Consider the following 9,439-nt stretch of genomic DNA (forward strand, 5'->3'; position numbering starts at 1 on the left):
GGACCTAAACCTGGACGTAGACGTGGACCTTTTGAGCGGAGACAAACTCTTGCACGCCCAGCCTTTATCAGGCTACGGGTCGCTTCTTATCGCTTGCGGCGCAGCAGAGCGTCAAGGTCCACGTCCAAGTCCAAGTCCAGGTCGGGAAAGTGGGTTAAGTTAGCGCTTATAGGCTCACGCCCGGGGCTATTCTCTGGCGCCCCTTCGGGGTTGGGAGCTTTTCTATCGTCACCATATTTTAAGATCATCCATAATTCCGGGTCATATCCGCGCAGGAAGAATTTTATAGTTGACATTCGCAGTAGATGTTTAATACAACTATTGGTGTTTACATTTATAGGGGACCGCCATGGTAAATCCGGGCATTCGGGAGTTCAGGAAGCACTTGCGGGTGATCGAGCGGGCAGTCGGAAGCCTGCTCAAGGAGGGAACTTCCTGCTGCGAAGTCACGCTCGCCCAATGTCACGCCCTGCTCGAGATCGCGGAAACGGGGGAAACGAGCATCGTCGATCTGTCCGAGCGGCTGGGGCTGGATACGAGCACGCTCAGCCGGACCGTCGACAGCCTGGTGAAGGCGGGTTATGTAAGCCGGGAGATCGATCCGGAAAACCGGCGCTACGTGCAATTGCATCTAACCGATGCCGGCAAAGGCAAAGTTGAGTTCATTGACGACTCCTGCGACCGGTTCTACACGGACCTGCTGGCCCGCATTCCGAAAAGCCAACGGCCCATGCTGGCGGAATCCGTGAAGTTGCTCGCCTCGATGCTTGCCGGCACATCCGGAGCGTCTTGCGATCCGGGCGGCTGCCGGGTTCCGGCGACAGCGCGCAAAAGGGGGAATCGGCATGGAAAACGAGAATAAGCAATGCGGCACTTCCTGTTGCGGCGGTGGACAGACGCGGGTGGCGCCGACGGTGCGGCCCGGCCTGAAAAAGACCGACGATGGCGTTCCGGTGGTGGACGCCCGTTTGACCCTGTCGGACCGCTGGGGCGGCTGGAAGGTGCGCTTGGGGATCGGTCGCGGCCGATACCGTGTCGAGCCCGGACTCTATGCCTTCGGCGCCCCCGATTCCGGATCTCCGGTTCTGGTGACGGCCAACTACAAGCTGACCTTCGATTCGTTGCGGAAGGAGCTGACCGGCCTCAAGGCCTGGATCCTGGTATTGGATACCCACGGAATCAACGTCTGGTGTGCGGCGGGGAAGGGGACCTTCGGGACCGCAGAGTTGGTCCGCCGCATCGAGTCCTCCGGCCTGCGCGCGCGCATCACGCACCACACACTGATCCTTCCTCAGCTGGGCGCGCCCGGCGTGGCCGGGCACGAGGTGAAGAAACTCACAGGATTCCATACCGTCTACGGTCCCGTCCGGGCCCGTGACGTCAAGCGGTTCCTTGCGGACGGGACAAAGGCCACGCCGGAGATGAGACTGGTGCGTTTCGGGTTAAAGGACCGCCTGGCCCTGGTTCCGACCGAATTGGGAGGGATTGTCAAATATATTTTTCTGTTTCTGATGGTATCGGCGGCATGGCACCTCGTTCACGGCACTCTTGCGCTCCGCACTCTGGCGCCGCTGAGCCTCATGCTGATCGGCGCCGCGCTCTCAGGAACTCTGTTTGTGCCGGCACTTCTGCCGTGGATCCCATTTCGCTCTTTCGCCTTGAAAGGCTGGTTGCTCGGGATGCTTTGGGCGGTGGCTGCCGGCATGATCTACGATGTCGGGCCGGCCAATTTCGCAGGCATCCTTCTTCTCCTCCCGGCAATCAGCGCATTCCTTGCGTTGAATTTCACCGGGTCCACGACGTTCACGTCGCAGACGGGAGTGAACAAGGAGATCCGGCTGTTCGCCCGGCCGATCGCCCTTTCTGCGATCCTGGGAATCGCGCTGATGGTCTTTTGAGAATGCAACCATGACTGGCAGGGCCGGAGGTGATTTCATGCCAATGAGATACTTGCGCAACGTGGCTACCATCAAGATCGAGGCCGAAAAGTGCATCGGTTGTGATATCTGCATGAGCGTGTGTCCTCATAACGTGATCGAGCTGAGGGCTCGAAAGGCGGTCGTCCGTGATCGGGATGCCTGCATGGAGTGTGGAGCCTGCATGATCAACTGCCCGGTCGGGGCGGTGGAAGTCCAGGCGGGAGTGGGATGCGCCTATGCGATCTTCCGCGGAATGATTCAGGGCAGCTCTCCCCAATGCGGCTGCGGCAGTTAGCCGCGAGACCGGACGGAAGCATATTCTCACTGTTGGATTCCGGAGGAGTTCGACAGCTGCGGTGAGGTCGTTTGACTCACGACCACGGAGATCGGGAGTTTGAAGCATGCCGATAGACTCATACCGTTTCCTCAACTTTGCGACCCGTCAGATAATCAAGGCCTGGGTCAACCGCGAGTCACGGAAGACCCGTTCCATACCGTGGGCGCCGATAACGAAACCGCTGTCTCAATTGAATCTCAGATAATATAGTGACTGCGTACCATGGAAGGAGTGGCCACTGGATGAATATCAAATACCGGTATCACCATCTGGGCATCCCTACCCGGAAGAATGTCCCGGGAATGATGGAAATCCGGCGTCTCAAGGTTCACGCGACGGATCACGAGTCTAACCCGTTCGGTATCCAGTGGATGATCTATGGGGAAGACTGTCGGGTGCCCGATCTCGTAAGAAAATTGCCGCATCTGGCCTTCGAGGTCGATGATCTCAAGGCAGCCCTAAAGGGAAGAAAGATCATTATCAGACCGAATTCGCCCTCACCCGGAGTTCTTGTTGCCGTCATCGAGGAGGCGGGCGCGCCTGTAGAACTGTTGGAGTTCACAGATAAGCGGGCGAACCGGCGTCATCGCGCAAGCGAGAAGAGGAACGCAAAAAAGCCCACGCCGGAATAAAACGCCTTTCGGCCCCGGGGAAGTCGACAGCTGACGTGCACACGCATTTGCAGATTCATACCATCGCAGAGCCTTATGCCCGATACCTGAGGATTCTGGGCTTTGACGTGGTACCGTCCGGAATAGAAGGCCTGGAAGAAATCGTGCGCCGCCACCTGTGCCGGGTGCCATTCGAGAACGTGTCCAAACTGCTGCTTTTTGGCCGCGAAGGAGCAGGCAGGGTCACAAACCTGTCCGAATTTCTGGATGGAATCGACCACGCGGATCTGGGAGGAACCTGTTACACGAGCAATCCCTTTCTCGCAGAACTACTGCAAGTGCTGGGCTACGACGCCGACCTGCTCGGTGCCGACATGAACACTCCGAATATCCATACAGCCATCCGGGTTCGGATCGAGGGGGTTGCGTACCACGTGGATGCAGGGTATGCGGCGCCACTCCTGCAGCCTATTCGGCTCGACCAACTGCCCTTTGAGTTGTCGCATGGGAAATACCGATACGTCCTGGAGCGCAATAGAACAGGCGAGTGCGGGATGACGGTATGGTGTGGCCAGGAATGCGTGCACGGCTATGCCGTGCACGGGCCTCCGCGGAGTTTGGAGTTCTTTCGGCAGATCATCCTGGACTCGTACACTTCGGGCAGGATGTTCATGAGCTGTTTGCGCATCACACGCTTCTTCGAGGGCCACTCAATCGAGTTGAAGAACTCGACGCTGACCTATTACAAAGGCGCGGAAGCCAGAGAAACAAGGCTGCACTCCATGCAGGAATTGCGGCAGGCTGTCGCTAACCAGTTCGTCATGCCCCGCTGCCCTATCGAGGAAGCCGTAGGAGTACTCGAACAGGTGACCGGCAGGCATTTCTTCGATGGCGGCTCCGGCCCTCAGTTTTAAAAACTATACCGTATGACGCACGGAGTTTTGGCAATCCACAGGTTCCCGGACCACTGCTGGGAGACGGCCCCCATGGCATACTTCGGCCCTTCTGATCGCTGATCCACATGACAGCGATCCGATGAGTACAAGGCGACCAATTCCATGCGAATACGCAGGACCAAAGGCGAGTGCACATAGCGCTACCATGCGATGTCCGATGAGCTCCGCATCGCGTTTACTCCTGGGAGACCTCGTTATGGCTCCTCTGATCATCCGGGGCACGACCTCGTGCCCCGGATGGATATCTTGATCACAATGTCGGCAGCGATGCCAGAGACACTCCGACACCCTGGAATCACCTGCCATCGGCTCGTGATTTCAGGGTGTCTGAGTCGAGAGGCTCCACTGCTTTACGGGGTCGGACTGCGGTCGTTGGAGTGCTGTCGTCTGCGGATCAAGGGCGTGGATCTGCTGAAGAGGCCGGTGGCGGATCCTCCTTGAGGATCACGTTCATCGTTTCCGCCGCCGAGTCGCGCTGGAATGCCCGCCTGCCCGCCAGCATCTCATAAAGGAAAGGACATTCACCACCGAGATGCAGAGTAAGGAGGCGCGAAGCGCCGGCAGAGAATAGCCCCGCCCATGAGGGCGGGGTTGAGTGAGACGAAGAGTTGAGGTCCGAAGGACCGGCACCTATGTCTTGTGCCGCACCTTCGGCACTCATGCCGATTGACCTAACTGTTCAAACGGGGATCATCTCCGTTGGCAGCTTGGCGCGGATTGGACTCTCAGTCGTGGGCCTCGAGCCGGGTGGAATGATGGTGCACTGAAGGCCGCCTTCCATCTGCTCCGTCCGCATGACCTCCAGGCCGATCCGCTCTTGAGACTCGACGCACAAGGAATCCGTTCGAGGTGCTATGGCCTCTGATCATGGGTCTCCCAGTTGGGTGATCGAGCCGATCCGGACCGTCACGATTCGGGACTAGCGGCGGCCAAAATCCAGGGTGATGTTTGCCGAGGGGCCCCGCAGCCGGGAGTTTGCCCAGCCGGTATTTCCAATGAAACGGTACCCACCGCCAAATCCCACTCGAAACCATTCGGTAACGTTGACGCCTACCATCACCTGGGGTTCAGCCACGAAAAAGGTCTTGGAACACAATTGGGCACTACCGGCACCCAGCAGGCCGCCAATGGAGTAATGGATGAGCTTGTGCGGCCTCAGGGTGTACTGAAGAACGAGTCCACCATAAGCCATTTGATTACTTGAAGCTTCCGTGGGTCTCCCATAGCCGCCAATGCCGATGAAGAAGTCCGGTTTGACCACCAACCCCATGGTTGCCCCCACAAAATTGGCAAACTTACCGTCAACCCGTGAAAATTTGACCTCCAGGCTGACGATGAAGCCGAGCTGCTTCTTTCCCTTAATCAGAGTCTCGGTTTTTTGCTGGGATTGCGCGTGAGACGAGACCGTTGCCAAGAACATTATCAGGAGACACCGGGACAAGATTCTAAGCTTTATTCCTGACTTTCTATGTGAGCTCACGGGTTCGACCTGATGTTTGCTTGCCATATTGGCGCTCCCTTCCGAGCAGCTTCAAGCTGCCCTCATACCCTAATGGGCAAACCGATCTTGAACTTCTGAACGATCTTGAAAATCTTTTTTCTATGTATGCAAGTCGGCATCGATTAGGATCGGATTTTGGGGCAGGGGTGAGGCGCGCATGCCGGCTAAGACCCCCTCCCCAAAGTGGCTGAGGCGAACCTGAAAGCAGGATACAGTTGCGGTTTTGAGGGCAGGTGGATTACCGCCATTAACTCAGGAATACTTTCTCTCCAGGTACCTGGGGGGTTTATGAGCGGACAGTCCCCGAAAGAAGTCACGCAGCTGCTTCAAGCCTGGAGCCGGGGCGATGAGACGGCGCTGGATAGACTCATGCCTCTGGTTTATGACGAGCTGCGCCGGCTGGCACACTACTACATGACACGCGAGAATGCCGGCCACATCCTGCAAACCACGGCGCTGGTAAACGAGGCCTACCTCCAGCTCATCGATGCGAATACGGTGAACTGGCAGGACCGCGCCCACTTCTTCGCCATTTCGGCTAAATTGATGCGGCGGATCCTCGTTCATTTCGCGCGGTCGCGGAATTCACAAAAGCGAGGCGGTAGACTCTCCCATGTGTCGCTTGACGAAGCTGCGCTCCTTTCTTCCGAGCGGGATGCAGATCTGATCGAGCTTGACGAGGCGCTGACGGCACTGGCAGCTATCGATCCAAGGAAAGCGAAAGTGGTCGAGCTGCGTTTCTTTGGCGGGTTGAGCCTTGAGGAATCCGGGGAGGTGCTCGGTGTGTCGCCCGACACTGTGTGGCGGGACTGGGATCTGGCGAAGGCCTGGCTGTATCGGGAAATGAGACGCGGGGAGACGTGATGGAGCCGGAACGATGGCATGAGATCGAGCGGCTTTACCATTTGGCTCGGGAACGCGGAGCAGGTGAGAGGGAAGCTTTCCTGAAAGAAGCGTGCGCCGGCGACGAGTCTCTGTATGAGGAAGTTGAGTCCCTCCTCGCTTGCCGGCCCAAGGCGGAAAAGTTCATCGAGTCCCCTGCGCTCGAGCTGGCGGCCAGGGTGCTTGCAAAAGACCGGGAAAGTGAACCCGGTCCCGACATCGTCGGCCGGGTCTTATCGCACTACACCGTCCGGGAAAAGATCGGCGAGGGGGGCATGGGTGTCATCCACCGTGCCTATGACGAACATCTTCATCGGGATGTCGCTGTCAAGATTCTTCCTCCGCACACTCTCGGTGACGAAGCCTCCCGAAAACGTTTCCGCAAGGAAGCCCTTGCACTCTCCAGGCTAAGCCACCCGAACGTAGAGACGGTCTTCGACTTCGACACCCAGGAGGGCGTTGATTTCCTGGTGATGGAATACATTCCGGGCACCACCCTGAGCGAAAAACTCCGGGAGGGACCGCTGCCTGAGAAGGAAATCGTGTGCCTCGGAGCGCAACTTGCGGAGGGACTTGCAGCAGCGCACGATCAAGGCATCGTGCACTGCGATTTGAAACCGGCGAATCTGCGCATCACTCCGGATGGGCGCCTGAAGATTCTGGATTTTGGCATTGCAAGACTGGTGCAGCCGGTCAGCAAAGCCAGTCAAACACTCAGCATTACGGAACTCAATGTTGTGCAGGGCACGGTACTCTACATGGCACCTGAGCAATTGCTGGGCAGGCCGGTAGACGCGCGCACGGACATCTATGGCGCCGGGGTGGTCCTGTATGAGATCGCAACGGGGAGCCGGCCGTTCCAGTCAGACTTGCCCGTTGCGCTGGTGGACCAGATCCTCCACGCCCCGGTTTTTCCACCCGGCAGATTAAAAAACGATCTTTCGCCCGGGTTGGAGAAGATCATCCTCAAGTGCCTGGAAAAGAATCCCCTATACCGGTATGAGTCGGCCAGGCAGTTGAGCGCGGATCTGGCCGAGGTGTCGTCATCACCAGTCCGCGCTGAGGTTGGCGAGCATCAGCAAGTGCGGTCATTTAGTTGGAAACCTTACGCGGCTGTGAGCGTCCTGGTGCTGCTGGCTGCCCTGATCTGGTGGGCTGTGACAAAGCAGAGGGCAATCACTCCCACCATCCAAACCAGCGTTGCCGTCCTGCCATTCCAGAACCTCGGATCCGACAACGAATCTGACTATCTGCGATGGGCCTTGCCCGATGAGGTTGCAACCGTACTTAGCTATACGCCCGATCTGTCCATTAGACCTTTTGCTGACATGCGGCGGTACGCGACCGCAAGCATCGAACCACAACGCGCGGGTCGGGAGCTGCATGTCGCGACCGTCGTTGCCGGTCACTTTGCCAGGGAAGAGGCGCACATTCGCGTCACCGTGGAAGTAATCGATGTCGCGAGCAATCGTGTGCTATGGCGAGACACCTTGACAGCTCGCGGCGATGATCAAATCAACCTGCAGGAACAGACAGCCACGCGCATACGACAGGGGCTCATCCGAGCCTTAGGCCGCTCCGCCGTCTCAACGGCGACCGCAACCCACCCGAAGAGCGAGGAGGCATACGAACTCTATTTGAGAAGCATTGCCACCCCGCACGACGGCAGCGAGAACAAACAGGGCATTTCAATGCTCGAGCGGTCTATCGGACTGGACTCCGCGTACGCACCAGCGTGGGCCGAGGCCGGACGTCGGTACTACTACGATTTCCAGTACTCCGATGGCGGCATGCCCGCGCGACGTCGCGCCCAGGTTGCCACCGAGCGGGCGCTGAGCCTTGATCCCAACCTGCTTGGTGCTGCGAGGATGATGATATCGCTTCGCGCCGAATCGGGCCAACTCGACGACGCCTATAGCGTGGCGAAACTACTGATGCAGAAACGACCGGCAAGCGGTGAGGCGCATATGGGACTCAGCTATGTGTTGCGGTATGCAGGCCGCTTAGTGGAAGCCGGGCGGGAGTGCGACCGGGCGCTGCAACTTGATCCCGCCAACTACACGTTCCGCTCCTGCTCGATTCCGTTCGAGATGCTGAAACAATACGATCGAGCCCGGGAATTCGCTCGTTTGGATGCAGGGTCACGCTTCTCCTCATGGCGAATTGCGTCGGTTCTGCTTTCCGAGCGCAGGATAGAAGAAGCCGTGCCGATTCTCACGGAACTCCAGAACGATTTCGCACAAGCCGGCCTGATTCTGGCCTATCTTCGGCATGATGGTCCGGACCGGATCAGGAGTTTGTCGGAAAGATGTGAGGGCATCGTTGTGAATCTGGTCGATCCCGAACAGGCATACTTCGATGCCAGAATCCAGTCGTTCTGTGAACAGCGCCCCGCGGCACTGCGTCAACTTCGCCGCGCCATCGAGAAGAATTATTGCGCCTATCCGGCATTGGGCACGGACCCGCTCCTTGAGAACGTCCGCAACACGCCTGAATTTCAAGAAATCCACAAGGCAGCGGCTTCCTGTTACACGAAGTTCGCCGCAACCCACGGATTCCAATGACCGGGTAAGCCGGCGACGTCGTGGATTCTGGAGACAGGCGCGAATGGCGCTTAATTAAGGAAGGGCCTATCCACCTGACTCAGGTCCTATCTGTGATCGCGCGCCAGACGGCCCGGGAATGTGCTGCATCGGGTGAATGGGGCCTTGAAGCATCCCAGCGCCAGTTTGACGTCCCTGTGCCTCCGTACACCATTATCAGGCCAACCTGGAGTTCATTGCTCGACGGCGGCAACCTGAGTGATGTGGATAGGCCCTATTAAGGAAATAGGGTGCGACCCTGGCGGGCTCAGCCATTCCGGCGAACTATTGGCTGCCACAAGTTCCGAAGCCGTTGGTGGCCGCAAGCCCTGAAGCCGCTGGTTGCCACAAGTTCCGAAGCCGTTGGTGGCCGCAAGCCCTGAAAGGGCGGCCGTAGTTTTCAGCCCAGGGCGCAAGCCCTGGGATAAGACGCAAATGATGGATGAGCCCTGTAAGGGCGATGCAGAAACTCCTGCAATGGCCCGATTACAAGGACCTTGCATCGCCCTTACAGGCATGCGCGTCAAGTCAAGGAGCGTGTCGCTTTTTGAGAAATGAGTTTCGGGAGCGGACGCGCTTGAGGATGAAAGTGTTTCGATCCTCCACCAGCCATTCCATTGTCTCGCCTTTTTGAACTTCCGCCGCCTCTGC

General features: G+C 58.1%; 8 protein-coding genes. 7 read left to right on the plus strand and 1 reads right to left on the minus strand.

Annotated elements, in window-relative coordinates; all coding sequences use genetic code 11:
* Positions 1 to 349: 349 nt before the first annotated feature.
* From LAP85_28750 to LAP85_28770, 5 genes are all read left to right on the plus strand, one after another.
* Positions 350 to 862 (plus strand): MarR family transcriptional regulator, encoded by a 513-nt coding sequence (locus tag LAP85_28750; GenBank protein ID MBZ5500403.1) that lies wholly within the window; start codon positions 350 to 352, stop codon positions 860 to 862.
* The gene (locus LAP85_28755) at positions 846 to 1,898 is read left to right on the plus strand and encodes an acetyl-CoA synthase subunit gamma (protein ID MBZ5500404.1); all 1,053 of its coding nucleotides are present in this window, start codon (positions 846 to 848) and stop codon (positions 1,896 to 1,898) included. The genes LAP85_28750 and LAP85_28755 overlap by 17 nt, the downstream gene beginning before the upstream one ends.
* 37 nt (positions 1,899 to 1,935) lie before the next feature.
* Positions 1,936 to 2,214, plus strand: a complete 279-nt coding sequence (locus tag LAP85_28760; protein ID MBZ5500405.1) for a 4Fe-4S binding protein — start codon at positions 1,936 to 1,938, stop codon at positions 2,212 to 2,214.
* Positions 2,215 to 2,498: 284 nt separating this feature from the next.
* Positions 2,499 to 2,888 (plus strand): hypothetical protein, encoded by a 390-nt coding sequence (locus tag LAP85_28765; protein MBZ5500406.1) that lies wholly within the window; start codon positions 2,499 to 2,501, stop codon positions 2,886 to 2,888.
* A gap of 35 nt (positions 2,889 to 2,923) precedes the next feature.
* Positions 2,924 to 3,781 (plus strand): arylamine N-acetyltransferase, encoded by an 858-nt coding sequence (locus LAP85_28770; protein ID MBZ5500407.1) that lies wholly within the window; start codon positions 2,924 to 2,926, stop codon positions 3,779 to 3,781.
* Between the two features lie 961 nt (positions 3,782 to 4,742).
* On the opposite strand, the gene LAP85_28775 is transcribed toward LAP85_28770, so the two are convergent.
* The gene (locus tag LAP85_28775; GenBank protein MBZ5500408.1) at positions 4,743 to 5,243 is read right to left on the minus strand and encodes a hypothetical protein; all 501 of its coding nucleotides are present in this window, start codon (positions 5,241 to 5,243) and stop codon (positions 4,743 to 4,745) included.
* Positions 5,244 to 5,612: 369 nt separating this feature from the next.
* Here LAP85_28775 and LAP85_28780 point away from each other — a divergent pair, with 369 nt between their 5' ends.
* Together LAP85_28780 and LAP85_28785 are read left to right on the plus strand one after the other, a co-directional pair.
* Positions 5,613 to 6,188, plus strand: coding sequence for a sigma-70 family RNA polymerase sigma factor (locus LAP85_28780; protein MBZ5500409.1), 576 nt, complete (start codon positions 5,613 to 5,615; stop codon positions 6,186 to 6,188).
* Positions 6,188 to 8,770 (plus strand): protein kinase, encoded by a 2,583-nt coding sequence (locus LAP85_28785; protein MBZ5500410.1) that lies wholly within the window; start codon positions 6,188 to 6,190, stop codon positions 8,768 to 8,770. The genes LAP85_28780 and LAP85_28785 overlap by 1 nt, the downstream gene beginning before the upstream one ends.
* Positions 8,771 to 9,439 lie beyond the last annotated feature (669 nt).

It is taken from the genome of Terriglobia bacterium (genome assembly GCA_020072565.1).
Lineage (GTDB): Bacteria > Acidobacteriota > UBA6911 > UBA6911 > UBA6911 > JAFNAG01.

Coding starts and splice junctions, on each gene's coding strand:
- LAP85_28750 (MBZ5500403.1), top strand. CDS start 350: ATGGTAAATCCGGGCATTCGGGAGTTCAGGAAGCACTTGCGGGTGATC.
- LAP85_28755 (MBZ5500404.1), top strand. CDS start 846: ATGGAAAACGAGAATAAGCAATGCGGCACTTCCTGTTGCGGCGGTGGA.
- LAP85_28760 (MBZ5500405.1), top strand. CDS start 1,936: ATGCCAATGAGATACTTGCGCAACGTGGCTACCATCAAGATCGAGGCC.
- LAP85_28765 (MBZ5500406.1), top strand. CDS start 2,499: ATGAATATCAAATACCGGTATCACCATCTGGGCATCCCTACCCGGAAG.
- LAP85_28775 (MBZ5500408.1), bottom strand. CDS start 5,243: ATGTTCTTGGCAACGGTCTCGTCTCACGCGCAATCCCAGCAAAAAACC.
- LAP85_28780 (MBZ5500409.1), top strand. CDS start 5,613: ATGAGCGGACAGTCCCCGAAAGAAGTCACGCAGCTGCTTCAAGCCTGG.
- LAP85_28785 (MBZ5500410.1), top strand. CDS start 6,188: ATGGAGCCGGAACGATGGCATGAGATCGAGCGGCTTTACCATTTGGCT.